The organism is Streptomyces vinaceus (assembly GCF_008704935.1).
Taxonomy (GTDB): Bacteria; Actinomycetota; Actinomycetes; order Streptomycetales; family Streptomycetaceae; genus Streptomyces; species Streptomyces vinaceus.
Genome location: NZ_CP023692.1, coordinates 3592141 through 3616050 on the forward strand (window position 1 = coordinate 3592141; position 23910 = coordinate 3616050).

Annotated in this window: 19 protein-coding genes, 1 tRNA gene and 1 pseudogene; 9 read left to right on the forward strand and 12 right to left on the reverse strand. The window is 70.8% G+C overall.

Annotation, left to right across the window (positions count from 1 at the left end):
- Window positions 1–44: 44 nt before the first annotated feature.
- On the reverse strand, window positions 45–1685 hold the full coding sequence (locus CP980_RS16035) for a polyamine aminopropyltransferase (RefSeq protein ID WP_150528447.1): 1641 nt from the start codon (window positions 1683–1685) through the stop codon (window positions 45–47).
- Window positions 1686–1824: 139 nt separating this feature from the next.
- Complete coding sequence (locus tag CP980_RS16040) at window positions 1825–2367, reverse strand: DUF2617 family protein (RefSeq protein ID WP_132758338.1); 543 nt, start codon at window positions 2365–2367, stop codon at window positions 1825–1827.
- Window positions 2368–2988: 621 nt separating this feature from the next.
- Here CP980_RS16040 and CP980_RS16050 point away from each other — a divergent pair.
- Window positions 2989–4179, forward strand: coding sequence for a pyridoxal phosphate-dependent aminotransferase (locus CP980_RS16050; protein WP_132758335.1), 1191 nt, complete (start codon window positions 2989–2991; stop codon window positions 4177–4179).
- 133 nt (window positions 4180–4312) lie between these two features.
- On the forward strand, window positions 4313–5461 hold the full coding sequence (locus CP980_RS16055; protein ID WP_229907391.1) for a hypothetical protein: 1149 nt from the start codon (window positions 4313–4315) through the stop codon (window positions 5459–5461).
- A gap of 10 nt (window positions 5462–5471) precedes the next feature.
- Here the strand turns inward: CP980_RS16055 and CP980_RS16060 are convergent, their stop codons facing one another.
- Window positions 5472–6017, reverse strand: coding sequence for a YbjN domain-containing protein (locus CP980_RS16060; RefSeq protein ID WP_132758333.1), 546 nt, complete (start codon window positions 6015–6017; stop codon window positions 5472–5474).
- A 127-nt stretch (window positions 6018–6144) separates the two neighbouring features.
- On the opposite strand from CP980_RS16060, the gene CP980_RS16065 reads away from it, so the two are divergent.
- A complete protein-coding gene (locus CP980_RS16065; protein ID WP_150528448.1) occupies window positions 6145–6687 on the forward strand; it encodes a hypothetical protein in 543 nt (180 codons plus the stop codon).
- A gap of 46 nt (window positions 6688–6733) precedes the next feature.
- Here CP980_RS16065 and clpB read toward each other — a convergent pair whose 3' ends face one another.
- Window positions 6734–9319 (reverse strand): ATP-dependent chaperone ClpB, encoded by a 2586-nt coding sequence (clpB, locus tag CP980_RS16070; protein WP_150528449.1) that lies wholly within the window; start codon window positions 9317–9319, stop codon window positions 6734–6736.
- 128 nt (window positions 9320–9447) lie between these two features.
- Between clpB and CP980_RS16075 the strand changes: the two genes are divergently transcribed.
- Window positions 9448–9861, forward strand: coding sequence for a pyridoxamine 5'-phosphate oxidase family protein (locus tag CP980_RS16075; RefSeq protein WP_132758328.1), 414 nt, complete (start codon window positions 9448–9450; stop codon window positions 9859–9861).
- A gap of 199 nt (window positions 9862–10060) precedes the next feature.
- On the opposite strand, the gene CP980_RS16080 is transcribed toward CP980_RS16075, so the two are convergent.
- Complete coding sequence (locus CP980_RS16080) at window positions 10061–10375, reverse strand: Rieske (2Fe-2S) protein (RefSeq protein ID WP_099890367.1); 315 nt, start codon at window positions 10373–10375, stop codon at window positions 10061–10063.
- Window positions 10376–10701: 326 nt separating this feature from the next.
- Between CP980_RS16080 and CP980_RS16085 the strand changes: the two genes are divergently transcribed.
- The gene (locus CP980_RS16085; protein ID WP_099890372.1) at window positions 10702–11715 is read left to right on the forward strand and encodes a helix-turn-helix transcriptional regulator; all 1014 of its coding nucleotides are present in this window, start codon (window positions 10702–10704) and stop codon (window positions 11713–11715) included.
- A gap of 84 nt (window positions 11716–11799) precedes the next feature.
- On the opposite strand, the gene CP980_RS16090 is transcribed toward CP980_RS16085, so the two are convergent.
- The 4 genes from CP980_RS16090 to dnaK are packed head-to-tail and all read right to left on the reverse strand — an operon-like array spanning window position 11800 to window position 16003.
- Window positions 11800–12252: a heat shock protein transcriptional repressor HspR gene (locus tag CP980_RS16090; protein ID WP_099890374.1), complete on the reverse strand. Its 453-nt coding sequence runs from the start codon at window positions 12250–12252 to the stop codon at window positions 11800–11802.
- 2 nt (window positions 12253–12254) lie between these two features.
- Window positions 12255–13439: a molecular chaperone DnaJ gene (dnaJ, locus tag CP980_RS16095; protein WP_132758326.1), complete on the reverse strand. Its 1185-nt coding sequence runs from the start codon at window positions 13437–13439 to the stop codon at window positions 12255–12257.
- Between the two features lie 39 nt (window positions 13440–13478).
- Window positions 13479–14150, reverse strand: coding sequence for a nucleotide exchange factor GrpE (gene grpE / locus CP980_RS16100; RefSeq protein WP_132758324.1), 672 nt, complete (start codon window positions 14148–14150; stop codon window positions 13479–13481).
- Window positions 14150–16003, reverse strand: coding sequence for a molecular chaperone DnaK (gene dnaK / locus CP980_RS16105; RefSeq protein WP_132758322.1), 1854 nt, complete (start codon window positions 16001–16003; stop codon window positions 14150–14152). The genes grpE and dnaK overlap by 1 nt, the downstream gene beginning before the upstream one ends.
- Window positions 16004–16208: 205 nt before the next feature.
- On the opposite strand from dnaK, the gene CP980_RS16110 reads away from it, so the two are divergent.
- Both CP980_RS16110 and CP980_RS16115 read left to right on the forward strand, forming a co-directional pair.
- Window positions 16209–16790 carry a sugar transferase gene (locus tag CP980_RS16110; protein ID WP_150528450.1) on the forward strand — a complete coding sequence of 194 codons (582 nt, stop codon included), beginning with the start codon at window positions 16209–16211 and terminating at the stop codon, window positions 16788–16790.
- A 121-nt stretch (window positions 16791–16911) separates the two neighbouring features.
- Window positions 16912–19161, forward strand: a pseudogene (locus tag CP980_RS16115) ((Fe-S)-binding protein); the annotation flags it as partial.
- Between the two features lie 732 nt (window positions 19162–19893).
- Here the strand turns inward: CP980_RS16115 and CP980_RS16120 are convergent.
- The gene (locus CP980_RS16120; RefSeq protein WP_150528452.1) at window positions 19894–20532 is read right to left on the reverse strand and encodes a hypothetical protein; all 639 of its coding nucleotides are present in this window, start codon (window positions 20530–20532) and stop codon (window positions 19894–19896) included.
- 711 nt (window positions 20533–21243) lie between these two features.
- On the opposite strand from CP980_RS16120, the gene CP980_RS16125 reads away from it, so the two are divergent.
- Window positions 21244–22158, forward strand: a complete 915-nt coding sequence (locus CP980_RS16125) for a Yip1 family protein (RefSeq protein WP_132758316.1) — start codon at window positions 21244–21246, stop codon at window positions 22156–22158.
- 87 nt (window positions 22159–22245) lie between these two features.
- On the opposite strand, the gene CP980_RS16130 is transcribed toward CP980_RS16125, so the two are convergent.
- Window positions 22246–22746, reverse strand: a complete 501-nt coding sequence (locus CP980_RS16130) for a phosphoribosyltransferase (RefSeq protein ID WP_132758314.1) — start codon at window positions 22744–22746, stop codon at window positions 22246–22248.
- The gene (gene dcd / locus CP980_RS16135; protein ID WP_099890393.1) at window positions 22743–23330 is read right to left on the reverse strand and encodes a dCTP deaminase; all 588 of its coding nucleotides are present in this window, start codon (window positions 23328–23330) and stop codon (window positions 22743–22745) included. Before dcd ends, CP980_RS16130 begins: the two co-directional genes overlap by 4 nt.
- Window positions 23331–23815: 485 nt before the next feature.
- Between dcd and CP980_RS16145 the strand changes: the two genes are divergently transcribed.
- Window positions 23816–23889, forward strand: a tRNA-Gly gene (locus tag CP980_RS16145).
- Window positions 23890–23910 lie beyond the last annotated feature (21 nt).

Here is a 23910-nt window from a genome sequence, read left to right on the forward strand (position 1 = left end):
TGGCCGGTGCTTGTGAATCGTCGGTGCTCGTGAATCGTCAGTGTTTACGAATACCTCGGGTGCGGCAGCGTCGACGGCGGCAGGCCCGCCACCCGGGTCCGCTCCGCATCGCGCGCGGCGTCGTGCAGGGACTGCGTGGACAGCGAGCGCGGCCACGACGCGTCCGGGTCGACGCGCAGCTCGGGGATCCGCTCCCGGCCGGCCAGGACGAAGCCCCAGTCCTGCGCCGGCGCGTCGGAGGTGCCGGGGGTGCGGTCGGGGCCGGCGGCGAAGCCGGAGAGCCGGCCGCCCGCGCTGTAGGGCGCGGTGCGCAGGCCGGCCGCGCGCAGGGTGGCCTCGACCGTCCAGTACGTACGGGGGCGCGTGGCCAGCGGTCCCGCATGCACGGCCAGGCGCCCGCCGGGGCTCAGGGCCCGCGCGGCGAGCCCGTAGAACTCCTGCGAGTACAGCTTCGTGCTGGGGGTGATGCCCGGGTCGGGGAGGTCGGAGACGATGACGTCGTACCGCTCCCGGGCGGCGGGCCCGCGCAGCCAGCGGAAGGCGTCCTGCGTGACGACCACGAGGCGCGGGTCCTCGTACGCCCGGCCGTTGAGCGCGGACAGCATCGGGTCGGTGCGGGCGAGCCGGACCACGCCGGGGTCGAGCTCGACGACGGTGACGGAGGTGACGTCGCGGTAGCGCAGCACCTCGCGGGCGGCGAGCCCGTCGCCGCCTCCGAGGACCAGGACCCGGGCGTGCGGGCCGGTCATCGCGGGGTGCACGAGGGCCTCGTGGTAGCGGTACTCGTCGTAGCCGCTGACCCGCAGCCGGCCGTCGAGGAACAGGTCGAGGGAGCGCGGGGAGCCGGTGGCAGGACCGGTCAGGACGAGTTCCTGGACCCCGGTCTGCCGGGCGACGCGGACCTCGCCGCCGTAGACGGCGCGGCGGGCGACCCGTTCGAAGTCGGCGGCGAGGACGGTCGCGCAGGCGAGGACGGCGAGCACGGTGAGGTGCGCGCCGATCAGCAGCCAGCGGGAGCGGCGGCTCAGGTCGCGGCGGAAGAGCCACAGGACCAGGCCCGCGCCGACGACCGCGTTGACGGTGCCGGTCAGCATGGCGCCGGTCAGCTGGCCCAGCAGCGGCAGCAGCAGGAACGGGAAGGCGAGCCCGCCGACGAGGGCTCCCACGTAGTCGGCGGCGAACAGGTCGGCGACCGCGCCGCCCGCGTCCTGTCTGCGGATGCGCTGGATGAGGACCATCAGCAGCGGGATCTCGGCGCCGATGAGCACGCCGATCGCGAAGGAGAAGGCCACGAGCGCGGGCCGCGATTCGCCGAGCCAGGCGAAGCTGGCGTACAGCGCCATCGCGGAGAGCCCGCCCAGCAGCGCGAGGCCCGCCTCGATGGCGGCGAATCCGAAGGCGGGCCGTCTGCGCAACCGTTTGGCCAGCAGGGAGCCGACTCCCATCGCGAAGACCATGACGGACAGCACGACGGACGCCTGCGTGACGGAGTCGCCGATGAGGTAGGAGCCGAGGGCGAGCAGCTCCAGCTCGTACACGAGACCGCAGGCGGCGCAGACGAACACGGTGGCCAGGACGAGGAGTCGGCCGGTCCGGGGCCGTACGGGCAGGGCGGCCGGGAGGGTCGCCACGCCCCCCGGCTCCGGAGCCGGGAGCACCCGGCGCGGGACGGAACGGTCGATCATGCAGCGAACCGTACGTCACCACACACTCACATCCCGTCACCCACATGGGTGCAAGTGGCTCACCGTTCCAGCCGGTCGGCGTAACCGTGTGGGGACGCCCACGGCGTCCGCGCCCCGGAAGGACCGGCCCGCTCCCGCGCTACCGTGCGGCGGACTCCAGGGCTCCGGTGGGTGCGCCCGTCCGCACGCCGACCCTCGTACGAGTGGCCACCAACTGGCCTTCCTGCGGGTACGCGTGCCAGGTCCGCCAGCGCACCTGCCCCTCGTGGCGCTGCGCGAGCATGGCGGTGAAGGCGTACGGGCTGCCGGGAAAGGTTCCGGCCAATCCGTTCGGGTGATCCGCGACCAGCGCCAGCAGCTCCTGGGCCCGCCCCGCGAAGGAGCCCTGCGACAGGTTCTCCACCCGCGCGGCGAACTCGTACTCCCAGTCACCCATCCGCTTGGCCACCCCGAGCGGCAGCGGCGTACGGCTGCCGGGCATACAGGCGACCGTCTCCGAGCAGAGCACCCCGCCCTCCTCCAGGAGCACCTGGTGGGAGGCGCCCAGGAGGCGCAACTCCAGCTTCGCACCCGCCAGTTCGAGATTCAGTACGGCCAGGGCGGGCAGCCGGTCACGACCCAGGGCCCAGGCCAGATCGGCGGCACGCGTGTCGGTGTAGGTGGTCTGGAGGGTCGTGAGCATGAGTCGGCTCCGCAAACGCGCGAGGGAGAGGGGCCGGGGCCCGCCAGCGGTGGTCAACGGGTGGGGGGACACCGGCACGGGTCCACAGGAAGTCCAGGGAGGTCCGAGGACTGGTCTACTCAACCGAGGGAATCATGAAAGGCACGGCACTCACAGCGTTTTTACCCAACTTGATTGGGTTTACATCCCCCCGGGGGCTACACAGTTCACGTGTTCAACCCCGTCCGTCACGCGCGCCTGACGACAGCCGCCCCGGGTCAGCTGGAACCGCAGCCTCCGCCGCCGCAGGAGGACGAGGATCCGCCACAGGACGAGGAGGAACCGCAGGAGGAGCCGCCGCCCCCGCACCCGCCGGAGGAATCGCCCCCGCCTGCCCACCACGAGGACCCGGAACCCGAACCGGAGCCGGATCCGGAGCCCGAATCGGCGCCGGTCCACGCCCGGACCACCTTCCGGACCAGCCCCACGAACAACACCACGACCAGCGCGGCGAAAATCCAACCGACGACAGACATGAGCCCAACCCCCGTTCAGCGCCCGGTCCCCCGGGTGTGAGGGGGAGATGCCCGCGGGCCACCTCGGCCAAAGCACACTTGAGCAAGTCCAGAGGTTCCCCCCAGGATGGCGCCCATGAGCGCACCCGTGGGCGGCACCCGCCCCCTCCTGAACCGCCGCCTGGCCTCCTTCGGCACGACGATCTTCGCGGAGATGTCGGCCCTGGCCGCCCGCACCGGGTCGATCAACCTCGGCCAGGGCTTCCCCGACACGGACGGCCCCGCCGAGATCGCCGAAGCCGCCTCCCGCGCCGTCCTGACGGGCCTGGGCAACCAGTACCCGCCGGGCCCCGGCATCCCGGAGCTGCGCTCGGCGATCGCCGAGCACCAGCAGCGGTTCTACGGGCTCCCGTACGACCCCGACACGGAGGTCCTGGTCACCGCCGGCGCGACGGAGGCCATCGCCGCCTCCCTGCTCGCCCTGCTCGAACCGGGCGACGAGGTCATCGCCCTGGAGCCGTACTACGACTCGTACGCGGCCTGCATCGCGATGGCCGGCGCCACCCGCGTCCCGGTCACCCTGCGCCCCCACGCCGGCGCGTTCGCCCTCGACCTCGACGAACTGCGCGCCGCCGTCACCCCGCGCACGCGCCTGCTCCTGCTGAACACCCCGCACAACCCGACGGGCACCGTCCTGACCCCGGCCGAGCTCACGGCGATCGCGGAACTCGCGGTCGACCGCGACCTGCTCGTCGTCACCGACGAGGTCTACGAGCACCTCGTCTTCGAGGGCGCGCACCTGCCGCTCGCCTCCCTGCCCGGCATGCGCGAGCGCACGGTCACCATCTCCAGCAGCGGGAAGACCTTCTCCTTCACGGGCTGGAAGGTCGGCTGGGTCACCGCCCCGCCCGAGCTCGTCTCGGCGGTCCGCTCCGCGAAGCAGTTCCTGACGTACGTCTCCTCGGGTCCCTTCCAGTACGCCATCGCCGAGGCCCTGCGGCTGCCCGACGACTACTACGAGGGCTTCCGCGCCGACCTCGCCGCCAAGCGCGGCATCCTCGCCGACGGCCTCGCGGCGGCGGGCTTCGAGGTCTTCCGCCCCCGGGGCACGTACTTCATCACCACGGACATCACCCCGCTCGGCGAGAAGGACGGGCTCGCGTTCTGCCGCGCCCTCCCCGAGCGCTGCGGGGTCGTCGCCATCCCCAACCAGGTCTTCTACGACGACCGGGCCGCGGGCGCCACCCAGGTCCGCTGGGCCTTCTGCAAGAAGACCGAGGTCCTCGAAGAGGCCGCGGCCCGGCTGCGGCGGCTCTGACGCCGCCGGTGGTCCGAGTTCACCGGAGGTTCCGAGGGGATTCACACCCGCCGGAACGCGCTGAGCTTTAGGGTGCCCGAGGCCCTCCTCGTCCGGACGGGCGTCCACACGCAGCGCGGGAAAGACGGGGTTCATGACGGCGACGGGCAGTGCGTCGGTTTCCGTACGGCCGCAGGAACTCCGGACCGGCAGGGTGCCCGCGCCCCTCGTCGCCCTCGGGGTGTTCGCCGCCGTCCGGATCGGCGGGGCGGCGGTGCTCGCCGTGGGGGCGTGGTGGGCCGGGCGGAGCCCCGTGCGGGTGCTCGGGTACTCCTGGGACTCCGTCTGGTACCTCGGCCTCGCCGTGCACGGCTACGGCCGCACCCAGATGTGGGCCGGGACCGGGCTGATCCAGAGCGACTACGCCTTCTTCCCCCTCTACCCGCTGCTCGTACGGATGGCCGGAGGCACGCCCTGGGCCGGTCTGCTGGTGGCGTGGACCGCCGCCGCGGTCGCCGCCGTCGGCGTCTACCGGGTCGGGGAGCTGGTGCTCGGACGGCGCGTCGGGGTGCTGCTCGTGGCGCTGTGGGCGGCGACCCCGCACTCCGTGGTGCTGACCCTCGCGTACACCGAGCCGCTGCTGGCCGCGCTGGCGGCCTGGGCCCTGTACGCCGTGCTGCGCCGGCGCTGGCTGTGGGCCGCGGGCCTGGCGGTACTGGCCGGGCTGACCCGCCCGACCGGCATCGCCGTCGCCGCCGCCGTCAGCGCCGTGGCGCTGCACGCGCTGCTCGTCCGCAGGTCCCGCGCGCCCGAGGTGTGGGCGGCCGCGCTGCTGGCCCCGGCGGGCTGGGCCGCGTACGTCCTCGCCGTGGGGATACGCACCGGGGAGCCGGCCGGGTACTTCACCGTGCAGCGGCACTGGGGCTCCCGCTTCGACTTCGGCTCGTACACGACCGACAGCATCTGGCGGGTGCTGACCGGCGGGCACGTGCCCCTCGCCACCGTCATGACCGTGGCGCTCCTGGCCGTCGCCGGATTCCTGGCGGTGCTCCTGCTGCTGGACCGGATGCCCCCGGCGCTGCTCGTGTACACCGCCGTCCTGCTGCTGATCACCTACGGCGGGGCCGGTTACTTCGAGTCGAAGCCGCGTTTCCTGCTGCCCGCGTTCCCGCTGCTCATGCCGGTCGCGGCCGCAATGGCGCGAGCCCGGCCGCGCTCCGCGGTCATGGTGACCGCGGGGCTGGCCGGGCTCTCGTACGGCTACGGGCTGTACCTGTTGCTGGTCGCCCGCGTACCGCTGTGACCGGGGACGACTACTGGTCGTCGCCTTCCTTGTCGTCACCGTCGCCGTCGGTGGAGTCGATCTCCTTCTCCAGTCCGAGCTGCTCCACGAGCCACTTGTCGAACTCGATGGAGGCACGGACCCAGCTGACCGTGGACGAGACGAAGTGCTCCAGGCTGACGCCGGTGCCGATCAGCATCTGCGCCTCGCCGATCAGGCGGACGGAGCCGTCGTCGTGCGTGTGGCTGTAGACCTTCGGCCACAGGGTGCGGCGGTTCCAGTCGTCGATCGACTCAAGGAGCGCGGGCTTCTCCTCGATCGCGTGCGGACGGTCGTAGAAGGTCCGCACCGAGAAGACCTGCTGCTCCTCCTCGCCGCGGAACATGAAGTACGTCCGGAACTCCTCCCACGGCGCCGCGAGGTCACCCTCGTCGTCGACGACGTACTTGAGCTCCATCTGCTCCAGCAGCTGCTTGACCAGATCCTGGTCGGGGACGACGGGGCCCGCCGGTCCTGTGGCCTGCGGATCGGGCTGCTGCCCTCCGAAGTTCGGAATCGAGGCCGGGTCGATGCTCACCGTGATTTCCCTTCGTGCGGATGATGTCATCCTCCCCCATGGCTCCCACCCCCTGTCCACCCCCGCACGTACGATCCGCGCAGGGCGGACAGCTGTAAGCCGCCGATAAGGGGAACCGGGGGCACGTATGACGGGACGCAGCGGAACCAGCGGCACGGCGCGGCCCGCGATGGCGCGGCCCGCGGTCGCGGTGCCGGCCGCGCTGCTGGCCCTTTCCGCCACCATCGCCGGCGCGGCGTGGCTGTGGCCGGCCCCGGAGGGCCGGGCCGACGCCCCTCACGGCTCCGGGGGGCCCGGGAGCCGCACGCGGGCCGACTGCGCGCAGGCCCTGTGGTACGCCCGGGGGAGTCTTCCGGAGGGGGCCCGGAAGGAGCGGTGCGAGCGGACCGACGCGCCGGGCACCACCCTGAGCGGATCGTTCCGGATCCGCCGCGAGGGGCTGGACGCGTGGCTGGCCGCCGCCTTCCCGCAGGCGCGGGAGCACGGGCGGACCCAGCGGCCGGCGCTCTGCCCGAAGCCGGGGCCGGGGTACGACCCGGAGGCCGGGGACCGGTGCCTGAGCGTCGAGCACCCCGACGCCCTGCCGGGGCGGGCGAAGCGGGTGGAGATCAGCGCCGAGCAGCAGGTGGGGTACGACGTCCTGATCCGGTTCGTCGCCCGCGAGGGGTGAGAGCCCGGTCCGCGGCCGGCCCGGCCGGCCGCGGACCGGACCCCGCCTACAGGGCCTTGCCCACGATCAGGTCCTCGCCGGCCACGTCCACCCGGACGGTGTCGCCGTCGCGGACCTCGCCCGCGAGGATCTCCTTGGCCAGGCGGTCGCCGATCGCCGTCTGGATGAGGCGGCGCAGCGGGCGGGCGCCGTACGCCGGGTCGTTGCCCTTGTCGGCCAGCCAGGCCAGGGCCTCGGGGGTGACGTCCAGGGTCAGGCGGCGCTCCGCGAGGCGCCTGGCGAGCCCGGCGATCTGGAGCTCGGCGATCCGCGCCAGCTCCGGCGCGCTCAGCGCGGAGAAGACCACCAGGTCGTCCAGGCGGTTGAGGAACTCCGGCTTGAAGCTGGCCCGGACCACATCCAGGACCCTGGCCTTCTTGTCCTCCGTGGAGGTGGCCGGATCCATCAGGAACTGGCTGCCCAGGTTCGAGGTCAGGATCAGGATCGTGTTGCGGAAGTCCACGGTGCGGCCCTGGCCGTCCGTGAGGCGTCCGTCGTCCAGGACCTGGAGCAGGATGTCGAAGACCTCGGGATGGGCCTTCTCGACCTCGTCCAGGAGCACCACGGAGTACGGGCGGCGCCGGACGGCCTCGGTCAGCTGGCCGCCCTCCTCGTAGCCGACGTAGCCGGGAGGGGCGCCGACCAGGCGGGCCACGGAGTGCTTCTCGGAGTACTCCGACATGTCGATGCGGACCATCGCCCGCTCGTCGTCGAAGAGGAAGTCGGCGAGGGCCTTGGCGAGCTCCGTCTTGCCCACGCCCGTCGGGCCCAGGAAGAGGAAGGAGCCGGTCGGGCGGTCCGGGTCGGCGATACCGGCCCGGGTGCGGCGTACGGCGTCCGACACGGCCCGTACGGCCTCGCCCTGGCCGATCAGGCGGCGGCCCAGCTCGTCCTCCATGCGGAGCAGCTTCTGGGTCTCGCCTTCCAGGAGCCGGCCGGCCGGGATGCCGGTCCAGGCGCCCACCACGTCCGCGATGTCGTCGGGGCCGACCTCGTCCTTGACCATGGTGTCCTTGGAGGCTTCTTCCTCCTCCTCGGTGGCCTCCGCCAGCTCGCGCTCCAGGGTCGGGATCTCCCCGTAGAGCAGCTTGGAGGCGGTGTCGAAGTCCCCGTCGCGCTGGGCGCGCTCGGCCTGCCCGCGCAGGTCGTCCAGGCGCTCCTTGAGCTCGCCGACGCGGTTGAGGGACTGCTTCTCCTTCTCCCAGCGGGCGGTCAGGCCCCGCAGGTCCTCCTCCTTGTCGGCGAGGTCCTTGCGGATCTTCTCCAGCCGCTCGATCGAGGCCGGGTCGGACTCGTTCTTCAGCGCCAGCTCCTCCATGCGCAGGCGGTCGACCGAGCGCTGCAGCTCGTCGATCTCCAGCGGCGAGGAGTCGATCTCCATGCGCAGGCGGGACGCGGCCTCGTCGACCAGGTCGATGGCCTTGTCGGGCAGGAAGCGGGAGGTGATGTAGCGGTCGGAGAGGGTGGCGGCGGCCACCAGCGCGCTGTCGTTGATGACGACCTTGTGGTGGGCCTCGTAGCGGCCCTTGAGGCCGCGCAGGATCGCGATGGTGTCCTCGACGGACGGCTCGGCGACCAGCACCTGCTGGAAGCGCCGCTCCAGCGCCGGGTCCTTCTCGATGCGCTCGCGGTACTCGTCCAGGGTGGTCGCGCCGACCATGCGCAGCTCGCCGCGGGCCAGCATGGGCTTGAGCATGTTGCCCGCGTCCATCGAGGAGTCCCCGCCGGCGCCCGCGCCGACGACCGTGTGCAGCTCGTCGATGAAGGTGATGATCTGGCCCTCGCTGGACTTGATCTCCGCCAGGACCGTCTTCAGCCGCTCCTCGAACTCGCCGCGGTACTTGGCGCCCGCGACCATCGCGCCCAGGTCCAGGGAGACCAGCCGCTTGTTCTTCAGGGACTCGGGGACGTCGCCCTTGACGATGCGCTGCGCGAGCCCCTCGACGACGGCCGTCTTGCCGACGCCGGGCTCGCCGATGAGCACCGGGTTGTTCTTCGTACGGCGCGACAGGACCTGGACGACGCGCCGGATCTCCTGGTCGCGGCCGATGACCGGGTCGAGCTTGCCCTCGCGGGCCGCCGCCGTGAAGTCCGTACCGAACTTTTCGAGGGCCTTGTACTGACCCTCGGGGTCGGGGGTGGTCACCCGCCGTCCTCCTCGTGCGTTCTCGAAGGCGTCCAGCAGCTTCTTCGCCGTCGCGCCGTGGGTGGAAAGGACCTCACCGGCCGCGCCGCCCTTGGCGGCGATCGCGATGAGGAGGTGTTCGGTGGAGAGGTACTCGTCGCCGAGCTTGCCGGCCTCCTGGTCGGCCTCGGCGAGGACGGCGAGCAGCTCGCGGGTGGGCTGCGGGGGCGCGACCGTGGAGCCCGTGACGCTGGGCAGGGCGGCCAGCAGCCGCTCGGCGCCGTTCCTGACCGCCGCCTGGTCGGCCTCGGTGGCCGCGAGGAGGTCGGTGATGTTCTCGTTGTCCTCGCCGGCCAGCAGGGCCAGCAGCAGGTGCGCCGGGGTCAGATCCGCGTGGCCGTCCTTCACGGCGCGGCTGGTCGCCGCGTTGAGGGCGTCCCGGCTCTTGTTGGTCAGCTCGGCATCCACGTGCGACTTCTCCTCTCAGACAGGTCGGACACAGGGCGGGAATCCCGCCCTTTGAGTATGGCAGCGTCCGCAAAGTTGAGTCTATTCCACTCAAGGGCGGATTCGGTGCCCTCCCGTACCCTCGGGCCATGGCTCTTGACGTACTCAACCCGACGCCCGAGTACCTCGCCTTCTGGCGGGAGCGGCACGTCTGCACGCTGACCACCCCGCGCCCCGACGGGACCCCGCACGTGGTGCCGGTGGGCGTCACGTACGACCCGGAGGCCGGTCTGGCCCGGGTGATCAGCAACAAGCACAGCAAGAAGATCCGCAACGTGCTGGCGGCGCAGGGGAAGCAGGCGGGCCCGGCGCGGGTCGCGGTGTGCCAGATGGCGGGGCGCCGCTGGGCCACCCTGGAGGGGCACGCGGTCGTCCGTACGGACGAGGCCTCGGTCGCCGAGGCCGTGGCGCGCTACGCGGAGCGCTACGGGCGGACGCCCTCGCCCAATCCGGACCGGGTCGTCCTGGAGATCACCCTCGACCGGGCGATGGGCCGGGCCTGAGCCCAGGCCGGACCTGAACCCGGCCGGACCTGAACCCGGCCGGACCGGGCACGGCTCCGCGGAACGGTTCAGGTTTCACCTTTGTCCGGTTCAAGCACTGGACGCGGACATCACAACGGCGCCATCGTGGTCAGGTCCACGATGGCGCCGTTGTGTGGGGGAAGCACCTGGAGCGATCTGCGACGACGGGGGAATCGCTTCAGGCACTGCGGGGGGTGGCGGTGGTGATGTCGGGTTCGAAGAGCTGGTGGTCGCGCTGATCAAGGTTGACGAAGACCATTCCGTAGCGCACCTCGCAGCGGACGGGCTGCGGCGCGCCGCGGGGGCGGCGCAGGCATCGGTACGCCCGGACGTCCTCGTCCTCCTCGCGCGTGATGACGATGGGCTGTCCGAACAGGGTGACCATCAGCGAGTCGCCAATGTGGGGGATGGCGGTGGCGAGGTCGATGAACTGCCAGCCGGAGCGGTAGGCAGAGGCCATTTCACGACGGAAACCGCGGTCGTCGGGGGTCATGCCGCGCTCTCCACGCCAACGGCGCCGGCTCCGGCGTCCGCGGGGGTCGAGCGCCACCCGCTGTCCAACGGTGCCGCGCGCCATCCGCTGTCCTCCAGCGGCGCCGCCTGGAGGCCTGCGGCACCCCCTTCAGCGCCCCCCAGGGTGACCCCGGCAAGTCCCAGACCGGCCACAGCCGAGAAGATGACGGTGGCAAGCGCCGAGCGAAGCATTCTCTTGTTCATGGTCGGCTTCGTCCTCACTTGATGAAATCCTCTCCCCCGCCTGTCAGACGATGGCTCATTCAGGCACGTCGCTGCCACAGGGACGATGCATCATGTTCTTGCATGTTCAGGACCCTGGGGGGTGGAGATTTGACAACAAACAGAACAAAAGCGACACATCCCCACTCGGTCACCGAGCTGTGCAGCGAGGGGGCACGGCTCTACACGAGCGCGCTGCGCACGGGACGTATCGCACGTGGGGACGTCAAAACGGCGCCCTGCCTGCTCGATCTGGCGTTGTTGCAGCCAGATCCTGATGACGCTAATTCCCTCCGTCCGGTTCCACCGGCGGTGGCACTCGCACAGCGGCTGCATCCGATCGAACGCGAGATCCGGGACAGGCGGCGCGATTCGCTCGAACTGTCCGAGGCATTCGAACCGTTTCTCGCCATCAGCGCCCAGAGTCCGGCGAGCACCCACGCCATCACCGTGCTCGAAGGCTTCGACCCCATCAACGCCGCCCTCAACCTCGCCACGGCCGAGTGCCACACCGAGATGCTCACCATCCAGCCCGGCGGCGCCCGCCCCAGCCTGGAACTCACCGAGGCACTGGAGCGCGACCAGCCGCTGACCGACCGCGGTGTCCGGATCCGGACCCTGTACCAGCACACCGTCCGCCACAGCCGCGGCACGCTCGCGTACGTCGACCTCCTCAAGGCCGGCAAGGTCGAGGTGCGCACGCTGGAGGAGCTCTTCGAGCGCCTCATCATCTTCGACCGGACCGTCGCCTTCATCCCGGCCAGCGACGACCGCCAGGTCGCCCTGGAGCTGCGCCACCCGGGGCTGGTGGACTACCTCATCAAGGTGTTCGAGCAGCTCTGGCACCGCGCCGTGCCGCTCCAGGAGGAAGTGACGTACCAGCACACCCGCGGCGGCATCTCGGGCGTGCAGCGCACCATCGCGCAGCTCCTCGTCGAGGGGCACGTGGACGAGGCCATCGCCCGCCGGCTGGGCATGAACGTACGGACCTGCCGGGCGCACATCGCGAAGCTGGCCAGCACCCTCGGCAGCGGCAGCAGGGCCCAGCTCGGCTTCCTCATCGCCCGCTCGGGGATCCTGGAGGACGAGGGCGACTGAACCGCCCGGCCGAAAACGAGCGGTGAAGACGAGAGGGCCCCGCCCGGCATCCCGGACGGGGCCCATACGCGTACGAGGACGGCGTCAGTCGCCCTGGCGCTTCTGCGTGGGGCGCCAGACGACCAGGGCGTTGCCCGCCACCGGCGGCTGGTACTTGACCAGATCCCGCCGGTACGAGGCGTGCACCTGGGCCTCGCGCTGCTGGAGCACGGCCGCCGCGCCGTCCACCGCGGCCGAGAGCTCGGCCACGCGCTGCTGGAGGGCTGCGACCTGGTTCTCCAGCTCGATGATCCGCTTGATCCCGGCCAGGTTGATGCCCTCGTCCTGGGACAGCGCCTGCACGGTGCGGAGCAGTTCGATGTCGCGGGCCGAGTAGCGCCGGCCGCGGCCGGCCGTGCGGTCCGGGGAGACCAGGCCGAGCCGGTCGTACTGGCGCAGGGTCTGCGGATGCAGGCCCGAGAGCTGGGCGGCCACCGAGATGACGTAGACGGGAGTGTCGTCGTTGAGCTGGTAGTGGCTCCTGCGGCGGCCGTCCATGATCATGCTCCCTTCGCGGACTCGAACAGCGCGGCGCGCGGGTCCTCCGACTCCGTCGCGTCGCGGTACATCTCCAGCGCCTCGCGGGCCTTGTCCGACAGCTCGGCCGGCACCGCGACCTCCACCGTCACCAGCAGGTCCCCGCGGGTGCCGTCCTTGCGGACCGCCCCCTTGCCGCGGGCCCGCATCGTGCGGCCGCTGGGGGTGCCCGGCGGCAGCTTCAGCGTCACCGAGGGGCCGTTCAGGGTCGGGACCTTGATCTCGGCGCCCAGGGCGGCCTCGGCGATCGTCACCGGGACGGTGACCGTCAGGTTGTCGTCCTTGCGGCCGAACACCGGGTGGCTGCCGACGTGGACGACCACGTACAGATCGCCGGCGGGGCCGCCGCGCTCGCCCGGGGCGCCCTTGCCGCGCAGCCGGATCCGCTGGCCGTCGGAGACGCCCGGCGGGATGCGGACCTGCATGGTGCGGGAGGACTTGGCCCGCCCGCTGCCCTTGCAGACGTCGCAGGGCGTCTCCGCGATCAGGCCGCGGCCCTTGCAGTCGGCACAGGGATCGGTCAGCGAGAAGCCGCCTCCGCTGCCCCGGGACACCTGGCCGGTGCCGACGCAGGTCGGGCAGACGCGGGGCGTGCCGTTCTTGTCGCCGGTGCCCGAACAGGCCTTGCAGGGCGCCTGGGAGGACATACGGAGCGGGACCGTGGCCCCGTCCACCGCCTCCGTGAAGGAGAGGGTGACCTCCGATTCGATGTCCTGGCCGCGGCGCGGCTGGACGCGCGTGCCGGCGCCCGCCCCGCCGCGGTTGAACAGACCGCCGAAGACGTCGCCCAGACCGCCGCCCCCGAAGCCGCCCGCGCCGCCGGCACCCTGCTGGGTGCCGCCGAACAGGTCGCCCAGGTCGAAGTTGAACGAACCGCCGCCCCCGCCGGGACCGGGGCGGAAGCCACCGTTCCCGAACAGGGCGCGGGCCTCGTCGTACTCCTTGCGCTTCTTGGCGTCGCCGAGGATGTCGTTGGCCTCGGAGATCTCCTTGAAGCGCTCCTCCGCCGAGGCGTCGCCCTTGTTGGCGTCCGGGTGGAACTCGCGCGCGAGCTTCCGGTACGCCTTCTTGATCTCGGCCTCGGTGGCGTCCTTCGGGACACCGAGGACCTTGTAGTAGTCCTTCTCGACGAAGTCCTTCGTGCTCATCCCCGGTGTCCCTCCTCTCGTACCGCTACTGATTCAACGTCAGCCCTTGTCGGGGGCATCCGTGTCCTTGTCCGAAGGCGCGTCGGCCTCGGCCGACTCGGACTTGGGGGCCGCGCCCGGCTGGGGCTCGGCCACCGCGACCCGCGCGGGGCGGATCGTACGCTCGCCGATCCGGTACCCCGGCTGCAGGATCGCCACGCAGGTCGTCTCGGTGACGTCCGGCGCGTACGAGTGCATCAGGGCCTCGTGGATCGTCGGGTCGAAGGGCTCGCCCTCCTTGCCGAACTGCTGCAGACCCATCTTGGCCGCGGCGGTCTCCAGCGATTCGGCCACCGACTTGAAGCCGCCGACCAGCTCGCCATGGTCCCGCGCCCGGCCGATGTCGTCCAGCGTCGGGAGCAGCTCCGTCAGGAGGGACGCGACCGCGATCTCCTTGACGGCGATGCGGTCCCGCTCGACCCGGCGGCGGTAGTTCTGGTACTCCGCCTGGAGCCGCTGGAGGTCCGCGGTGCGCTCGCCGAGCGCCGTACGGGCCTGGTCCAGCTGCGCCAGCAGAGCCGTCTCCTGCGCGGACGGTGCTCCGGAGTCCCCGGCCGGGGCCGCGGCCTCCTCCTCGGAGGAAGCTGCGGCCTTCGGCTCGGCGGCGTCGTCAGGCGTGGCGCCGGTGGGGACTTCGGGCTTCTCCTCGAAACCCGGGGTCTCCTCCGACATCAGGCAGCGCCGCCCTTCGGCTTGTCCTCGTCCACGATCTCGGCGTCGACGACGTCGTCGGCGGCGTCCGCGGCACCGGCCTGGCCGGCCTCACCGGCACCGGCCGCGCCCTGGGCGGCCTGCGCGTCGGCGTAGATGGCCTGGCCGAGCTTCTGGCTGACCGCGGCGAGCTTCTCGGTCGCGGTACGGATCTCGGCGGTGTCCTCGCCCTTGAGCTTTTCCTTCAGCTCGGTGACGGCGGCCTCGACCTCGGTCTTGACCTCGGCCGGGACCTTGTCCTCGTTGTCCTTGAGGAACTTCTCCGTCTGGTAGACGAGCTGCTCGCCCTGGTTGCGGGACTCGGCCGCCTCCTTGCGGCGCAGGTCCTCGTCCGCGTACTGCTCCGCCTCCTGGCGCATGCGGTCGACCTCGTCCTTGCCGAGCGAAGAGCCGCCGGTGACGGTCATCTTCTGCTCCTTGCCCGTGCCGAGGTCCTTGGCCGTGACGTGCATGATGCCGTTCGCGTCGATGTCGAAGGAGACCTCGATCTGCGGGACGCCACGCGGGGCCGGCGGCAGGCCGGTCAGCTCGAACATGCCGAGCTTCTTGTTGTACGCCGCGATCTCGCGCTCACCCTGGTAGACCTGGATCTGCACGGACGGCTGGTTGTCCTCGGCCGTCGTGAAGATCTCGGAACGCTTGGTCGGGATCGTGGTGTTGCGCTCGATGAGCTTGGTCATGATGCCGCCCTTGGTCTCGATGCCGAGGGACAGCGGGGTCACGTCGAGGAGCAGGACGTCCTTGACCTCACCCTTGAGGACACCGGCCTGGAGGGTGGCGCCGATGGCGACGACCTCGTCCGGGTTGACGCCCTTGTTCGCGTCCTGACCGCCGGTCAGCTCCTTGACGAGCTCGGCGACGGCCGGCATGCGGGTGGAGCCGCCGACCAGGACCACGTGGTCGATCTCGGACAGCTGGATGCCGGCGTCCTTGATGACGTTGTGGAACGGGGTCTTGCAGCGGTCCAGAAGGTCCGCGGTCAGCTGCTGGAACTGGGCGCGGGTGAGCTTCTCGTCCAGGTGCAGCGGGCCCTCGGCGGAAGCCGTGATGTAGGGCAGGTTGATCGTGGTCTCCGTGGAGGAGGACAGCTCGATCTTCGCCTTCTCGGCGGCCTCGCGCAGGCGCTGGAGCGCCATCTTGTCCTTGGAGAGGTCCACGCCGTGGCCGTTGGCGAACTGCTTCACCAGGTAGTCGACGACGCGCTGGTCCCAGTCGTCACCACCGAGGTGGTTGTCACCGTTGGTGGCCTTGACCTCGACGACGCCGTCGCCGATCTCCAGGAGCGACACGTCGAAGGTGCCGCCACCGAGGTCGAAGACGAGAATGGTCTGGTCGTCCTTGTCGAGGCCGTACGCCAGGGCGGCGGCGGTCGGCTCGTTGACAATGCGCAGGACGTTCAGGCCCGCGATCTCGCCGGCCTCCTTCGTCGCCTGGCGCTCGGAGTCGTTGAAGTAGGCCGGGACGGTGATGACCGCGTCCGTGACCTTCTCGCCCAGGTACGCCTCGGCGTCGCGCTTCAGCTTCTGCAGGATGAAGGCGCTCATCTGCTGCGGGTTGAAGTCCTTGCCATCCAGGTTGATCTTCCAGTCAGTGCCCATGTGGCGCTTGACGGAGCGGATGGTGCGGTCCACGTTCGTGACCGCCTGTCGCTTGGCGACCTCGCCGACGAGGACCTCGCCGTTCTTGGCGAAGGCGACGACGGACGGCGTGGTCCTGGCGCCCTCGGCGTTGGTGATGACGGTGGGCTCGCCGCCTTCGAGAACGCTGACGACGGAGTTAGTGGTGCCCAGGTCGATGCCGACCGCACGTGCCATTTTGGTTTCCTCCAGCTGACTTGAGTGGAACAGACTCAACCATGCCCCATCACCGCGCGGACGTCAACAGAGGTGAGTGTGGTCGGCTCAACTTTTATCCCGGGCTAACGCTCACAGGGGCCTCCCCGGGGCCGAGCGGGGGATGCTGGGCCCGGCCGCTGCGCGGCTCCCGGCGGCCGCCCGGGGCGCAGGGCAGGGTGCCCCCATGCCGCTGCCGCCGCTCACGCTCCCCCCGATCCGGCACCTCGTACGACCCCCCGCGAGCCCGCGCCCGTCGGCGCGCCGGGCGCAGCTGCCGGACCTCTCGGCGAAGCGGGTGGTCGACCTCATCGGGGCCACCGCGCTGGGCGCCCTGTCCGTGGTGCCGCTGCTGGCCGTGGCGGCCCTGCTGTACGCGACCCAGGGCGGGCGGGTCTTCGTACGGGAGCCGGCGGCGGGGCGCGGCGGGCGGCCGTTCCTGACCTGGCGGCTGCGTACGGACGCGGCGGGGCGGCTGGGAGCGGCCCTGGAGCGGTACGCCCTGGACGGGGTGCCGCAGCTGCTGAACGTGCTGCGCGGCGAGATGTCGCTGGTCGGGCCGCGCGCGGAGCCGCGTACGGACCGGGCCGACCGGCTCCTCGTACGCCCCGGAATGACGGGTTTGTGGCAGGTCAGCGCGCGGTCCGACCTCCCCTGGGAGGAGATGGCGCTCCTGGACCGGCACTATGTGGAGAGCCATTGGCTGGGGATGGATCTCGCGATCCTGGCTCAGACCCCTCGGGCGGCCTGTCGGCACAGGCGCGCCTGAGGCATGCCTGAGCGACACAGATCACCGCTCGCTCACCTACATTGCGGCGCGGGAAATGGGTAACCTCAACCCTTGACTTCATAAGTTACCGCTTAGTAAGTGCCGCCCGAGGAGCCCTTCCATGCAACTCGCCGCGATCATCGTGTCGCTGGTCATCACGGTGGTGGCCGTCGCGCTGTTCGGCCGTGCCACCGTGCAGATCTACCGCTTCGTGCGGCTCGGCCAGCCAGTGCCCGCGGGCACCCGCACCGGCGACCCCACGCAGCGCACCATCACCCTGGTCAAGGAGTTCCTCGGCCACACCCGCATGAACCGCTGGGGGATCGTCGGCTTCGCGCACTGGTTCGTGGCGGTGGGCTTCTTCTCGCTGCTGCTGACGATCGTCAACGCCTTCGGCCAGCTCTTCCAGGCCGACTGGCTGATCCCGATCATCGGCGACTGGCTGCCGTACGAGATCTTCACCGAGTTCCTCGGCCTGATGACAGTCCTCGGCATCGTGACCCTGATCGTGATCCGCCAGCTCAGCCGGCCGGGCGCGGCGGGCCGCAAGTCCCGCTTCGCGGGTTCCAAGACGGGCCAGGCGTACTTCGTCGAGGCCGTCATCCTGATCGTCGGCGTCTGCATCATGACGCTGCGCGCGCTGGAGGGCGTCCAGCACGGCGTCGACGGCTGGGAGCCGGGCTTCTTCGCCTCGTACCCGCTGATCGCCGCGTTCGACGGGCTGGACCTGGGCACGATCCAGTACCTGACGTACTTCTTCGCCGCGCTCAAGATCGTCACGTCCTTCACCTGGATGATCACGGTCTCGCTCAACACCAACATGGGTGTCGCCTGGCACCGCTTCCTCGGCTTCCCGAACATCTGGTTCAAGCGGAACGCGGACGGCTCGACGGCCCTGGGCGCGCTGCAGCCGATGACGAGCGGCGGCAAGGAGATCGACTTCGAGGAGCCGGGCGAGGACGACGTCTTCGGCGTCTCCCAGGTCGAGCAGTTCTCCTGGAAGGGCATCCTCGACTTCTCCACCTGCACGGAGTGCGGCCGCTGCCAGTCGCAGTGCCCCGCGTGGAACACGGGCAAGCCGCTGTCCCCGAAGCTCCTGATCATGTCGCTGCGCGACCACGCCCACGCCAAGGCCCCGTACCTGCTGGCAGGTGGCGGCAAGACCATGGAGGGCGAGGAGAAGGCGACCGCGGAGCAGCTGAAGGACGTTCCGGCGGCGGCGCTGGCCGAGGCCGAGCGCCCGCTGATCGGCACCGCCGAGGAGAACGGCGTCATCGACCCGGACGTGCTGTGGTCCTGCACCACGTGCGGCGCGTGCGTCGAGCAGTGCCCGGTCGACATCGAGCACATCGACCACATCGTCGACATGCGCCGCTACCAGGTGATGATCGAGAGCGCGTTCCCGTCGGAGGCGGGCACGATGCTCAAGAACCTGGAGAAGAAGGGCAACCCCTGGGGTCTGGCCAAGAAGCAGCGCGTGGAGTGGACCAAGGAGGTCGACTTCGAGGTCCCGATCGTCGGCAAGGACGCCGAGGACCTCTCGGAGTACGACTACCTGTACTGGGTCGGCTGCGCGGGCGCCCTGGAAGACCGCGCGAAGAAGACCACGAAGGCCTTCGCCGAGCTGCTGAACATCGCGGGCGTCAAGTTCGCGATCATGGGCGGCGACGAGAAGTGCACCGGTGACTCCCCGCGCCGCCTGGGCAACGAGCCGCTGTTCCAGCAGCTCGCCCAGGAGAACGTGGCGATGCTGAACATGGCGTTCGGCGAGGACGACGACGACCCGGAGACGAAGAAGCCGAAGTCGGCGAAGCGCATCGTCTCGACGTGCCCGCACTGCTTCAACACGATCGCGAACGAGTACCCGCAGCTGGGCGGCGAGTACGAGGTCATCCACCACACGCAGCTGCTCCAGCACCTGATCGACGAGGGCCGGCTGCTGCCGGTGACGCCGGTGGACGGGCTGATCACGTACCACGACCCGTGCTACCTGGGCCGGCACAACAAGGTCTACACGCCGCCGCGCGAGATCATGTCGGCCGTGCCGGGCCTGCGGCAGCAGGAGATGCACCGCCACAAGGAGCGGGGCTTCTGCTGCGGCGCCGGTGGCGCGCGGATGTGGATGGAAGAGCGCATCGGCAAGCGCATCAACAACGAGCGCGTGGACGAGGCGCTGTCCCTGAACCCGGACATCGTCTCGACGGCCTGCCCGTTCTGCCTGGTCATGCTGACGGACTCGGTGAACGGCAAGAAGAACGACGGCCAGGCGAAGGAATCCGTCCAGGTCGTGGACGTGGCGCAGCTCCTCCTGGAGTCGGTGAAGGCCCCGGCCCCGACGGAGGCCGAACTGGCGGCGCAGGCGGAGGCCGAGGCCGAGGCCCTGGCGGCGGAGGAAGCGGCGGCCGCGGAGGCTGCGGCAAAGGCGGAGGCTGCGGCCAAGGCCGAGGCGGAGGCCAAGGCGAAGGCGGAAGCAGAGGCCGAAGCAGTGGCCAAGGCCGAGACCAAGCCCGATGCCGAGCCGGAAGCGGCGTCGGAGGCAGCCTCTGACGAGGCCGAGGCCGAGGCGGACGCGGACACGGAGGTGGCGCCGGAGGCGACCGCCGCGGCTGCGCCCGCTGCCGAGACCGAGGCGAAGGCCGAGGCCGAGGCCGAGCCGGAGGCGTCCGCCACCACGCCCGAGGCGAAGGCCGAGCCGGAAGCGGCGTCGGCAGGAGCCACCGCGGCCGAGGCCCAGGCCGAGACCACCGCCGAGGCCGAAACGGACGCGGAGGTGGCCGCCGCGGCTGCGGCCGCTGCCGAGGCCGAGCCGGAGGCATCCGCCACCGCGGGCGAGGCGAAGGCCGAGCCGGAGGCTGCGGCGGACGCCGGGTCCGAGGCGAAGCCGGAGGCCAAGGCCTAGCCGAAGGCGCCCGGCGGGCACGGCGACAGCCCGCAACGTAACGCCGTACGGCCGGCCCCCTGCTCAGGGGGCCGGCCGTACGGCGTTACGGGGTCCGGGGTCCGGGGGCGGAGCCCCCGGTTTCGGGAAGGGGCGGGGCGGGGGAAAGGCCCGCGCAGCGGCACACCGCAGCGGCCCACCCCGGCCCCCACCCGACGCGGCCCGTCAGGACCGGCCGGCCCGCCCCCGCTTCAGCAGGGCGAAGCCCAGCCCCGCCGCCCCCGCGGCAGCCATCCCGCCGCCCGCGGCGACCAGCATCGGGGTGTCACCCTTCGAGGTCCCGGAACCGGCATCGGCCCCCTCCGCCCCGGCCTTCACGCCGCCCTGCGGCACGACACGGTCCGTCCCCTCCACCCGGTCCACCCGGTCCGCCGCAGGCTTCACGGCCTTCGAGGCCCCCGGGCGCTCGGCCGCGTACTTCTCGATCAGCTTCCCGTCGAACCCGTACACCCAGCTGCTCCCCCCGCCCTTCCCGTCGATGACGACGAACTTCACGCGCTTCCCGTCCTGGACGATCCGGTAAGTCCAGCCGTCGTTCTGCGCGCTGGGGTGCTTCAGGTCGACCGTCCCGAGCAGGTTCCCGTTCGGCACGGAGATCTCGACGCGCTTGCCGCGCGGCCCGTCGACCAGCTTCGCGATCCGCCCGTCCGGCATGGTGACCCGTACCGAGGTCTCCTTCTTGAGCTGGTGCTTCGGCTTCTCGACGGGCTCGTGCTTCTCCAGCGGCTTCGGCCGCGGCTTCGGCTTCTGCTCTCCCTCCACCCACGAGGTCACGGTCCCGTTCGGCCGCAGCACTACGTGCATGCCGTTGTTCTGCCCGTACGCGGGGTTGCCGCCCTTGCTGACCAGCGTGTCCAGCTTCGTCGACCCGGAGAAGACCTCGGCCCTCGAAGTGGCCCGCGCCGATCTTGTAGACCTTGGCGATCGAGCCGTCCGCGAGCTTGACCGTGGTCACGAAGGCCCGCTCTGCCGTCGGCGCGGTCGGGTCCACTTGCGGGACGGACGGGTCGACGGCCGGCTCGGTGACGGGCTTGTCCTCCCCCACCGGCTTGCCCTCCCCCACGGGCCGCTCCTTGGCGGGCTCCTCCTTGACCGGCTCCTCCTTGACCGGCTGCTCGACCCCCGGCAGAACCTCCGCCTCAGGGCCGGTCGGCGAGTCCGCGAACGCTGATCCGACCGGGAGGGCCAGTACGGCGGCCGCGCCCGTGAAGACTGCGGCGGTACGAAGGGTGGTGCGGCGGGTGCTGCGCATGTGGAGGCTCTTCTCGTACTCGTGGCTCGTAACTCGTAACGCGTGACGTACGCCCCGGAGGCGACACACCCGAAGCTACGGACCCGATATCTACGTATTCCGTCGAAGATGTAACGAACCCCCGCAGACTCCCCACCAACCAGGTAAACCACGCAAATCCGCCCATTAGGGATCCCCTAGGGGATGTCACAGCTCAGCCGCAAAGGGCCCTTATTCCGGCAGCCCGCCCACCACGGCTCCCGGGACCAGGTACGTTCGATCACGTGGCTGGATTCAGGATCGGACGCGGCCGGGACAACAACCGCGCTCCCCAACAACCCCCGCGGCAGCAGCCGTACGGACAGCAGCAGCAACCGCAGCAGGCGCCGTACGGTCAACAGCCCTACCCTCCCCAGCAGCAGTGGCCTCAGCAGCCCGCCGCCGGAGGCCACGGCGAGCCCGAGTACTTCGACCCGCACGAGCAGCAGCCGTACGGACGGCAGCAACCCCCTTACGGCCAGGGCGGCCAGGGCGGCCACGGCGGCGGCTCGTACGCGAACGACAACCCGGGGCACACCCAGGTCTTCGCCTACGGCGAGGACCCCTACAGCCAGGGCGCGACGTACCACGCGGGCGCCGCGGCGGCCGCACCGGCGGGCCCGCGGCTGCCGTGGAAGGAACTCCTGCGCGGCATCGTGATGCGGCCGGGGCCGACGTTCCTGCAGATGCGCGACTACGCCGTCTGGGGCCCGGCGCTGATCGTGACCTTCCTCTACGGCCTGCTCGCGGTCTTCGGCCTCGACGACGCCCGTGAGGACGTCATGAAGGCCACCCTCCCCAACGCCGTCCCGATCGTCCTCAGCGCCGGCGTGGCCTTCGTCATCTGCGGCCTGATCCTGGGCGCGGTCACGCACACCCTGGCCCGCCAGCTGGGAGGCGACGGCGCATGGCAGCCGACCGTGGGCCTGTCGATGCTGGTCATGTCCATCACGGACGCGCCGCGACTGCTCTTCGCCGTGTTCCTGGGCGGGGACAACATGTTCGTGCAGGTGCTGGGCTGGGCCACGTGGGTGGCGGCCGGTGCCCTGTTCACCTCGCTCGTCAGCAAGTCGCACGACCTGCCGTGGCCGAAGGCCCTGGGCGCGTCCGCGATCCAGCTGGTCGCACTGCTGTCGATCATCAAGCTGGGCACGCTGTAGGACCCGCGCACCACGCACCACGAGGGAGGGCCCCGGCGCACGACGCGCCGGGGCCCTCCCTCGTACTCACCCGTACTCACTCACCTGTCAGGCGTCGAGAACCTGACCCTCACGCTTCACGACGGGCGGCTCGACCGACCACGGGAAGTTGATCCACTCGTCGGTCTTCTTCCACACGTACTCGCACTTCACGAGCGAGTGCGACTTCTCGTAGATCACGGCGGAACGGACCTCGGCGACGTGGCCCAGGCAGAAGTCGTGGACGAGCTTCAGCGTCTTGCCGGTGTCGGCCACGTCATCGGCGATGAGGACCTTCTTGTTCGTGAAGTCGATCGCCTCGGGCACGGGCGCCAGCATGACCGGCATTTCCAACGTGGTCCCGACACCCGTGTAGAACTCGACGTTCACCAGGTGGATGTTCTTGCAGTCGAGCGCGTACGCCAGACCGCCGGCGACGAAGACGCCGCCCCGGGCGATGCTGAGGATGATGTCGGGCTCGTAGCCGTCATCGGCGATGGTCTGCGCGAGCTCGCGCACCGCCCGCCCGAATCCCTCGTAGTTCAGGTTCTCTCGTACGACGCCGCTCATGCCTCGTGCCTCACCTGGGTGCGGTGGAAGTTCTGGAAGGAGCGCGAGGCCGTGGGGCCGCGCTGACCCTGGTACCGCGATCCGTACCGCTCACTCCCGTAGGGGTACTCGGCGGGCGAGCTGAGCCGGAACATGCACAGCTGCCCGATCTTCATGCCGGGCCACAGCTTGATGGGGAGGGTGGCCAGGTTCGACAGCTCAAGCGTGACGTGGCCCGAGAAACCGGGGTCGATGAACCCGGCGGTCGAATGCGTCACCAGCCCCAGGCGGCCCAGGCTGGACTTCCCCTCCAGTCTGGAGGCGATGTCGTCGGGCAGCGAGACGACCTCGTAGGTCGAGGCGAGCACGAACTCACCGGGGTGGAGGATGAAGGCCTCGTCCCCCTCCGGCTCGACCATGCGGGTCAGGTCGGGCTGCTCGACGGCGGGGTCGATGTGCGCGTAGCGGTGGTTCTCGAACACCCGGAAAAAGCGGTCGAGACGTACATCGATGCTGGAGGGCTGCACCATCGATTCCTCGAACGGGTCGATGCGAACCCGTCCGCTGTCGATCTCGGCCCGGATGTCTTTGTCTGAGAGAAGCACGTCCCGAGGATACGCAGTGCGCACGGGCCACCCCCAATCGAGAGCGGCGCCGCGCGCCCCGCGGACCGCTATCGCTTGACGGCCGCCGACCCGACGGGCACGGCGTGCCTCAGCCGCGCACACCGCGGGCACCGCAGCAGCCGCCCGGGCCCGATCCGGCCGGCACCGAGGTGCTGCAGCGGAAACGAAGCGGTACTGAAAACGTGCCCTTCGGCACAACGGACGACGGTGTTCTCCATCGAGTCCCTTTCCCCAACCTGCCGTACTGCGACGAATCGCCACATTAGGGGATGATCGCGACCCGCTCCAGCCGCCACTCCAACACCGCCGGCGCACCACGACGCACGCGTACGTTACGCCCCAACTCCCGCCCCCACGACTGTCGGTGCACCCCACACACGACGACGACCCCGCGGCCGATTCACCGGGGGTCGATCATGGGGTAGAGTGTCCAAAGATACCGCTCCAGGCAACTGGAACGTTATGCGGATGTAGTTTAATGGTAGAACATGAGCTTCCCAAGCTTATAGCGCGGGTTCGATTCCCGTCATCCGCTCCAAAGCAAAGCCCCAGGTCAACG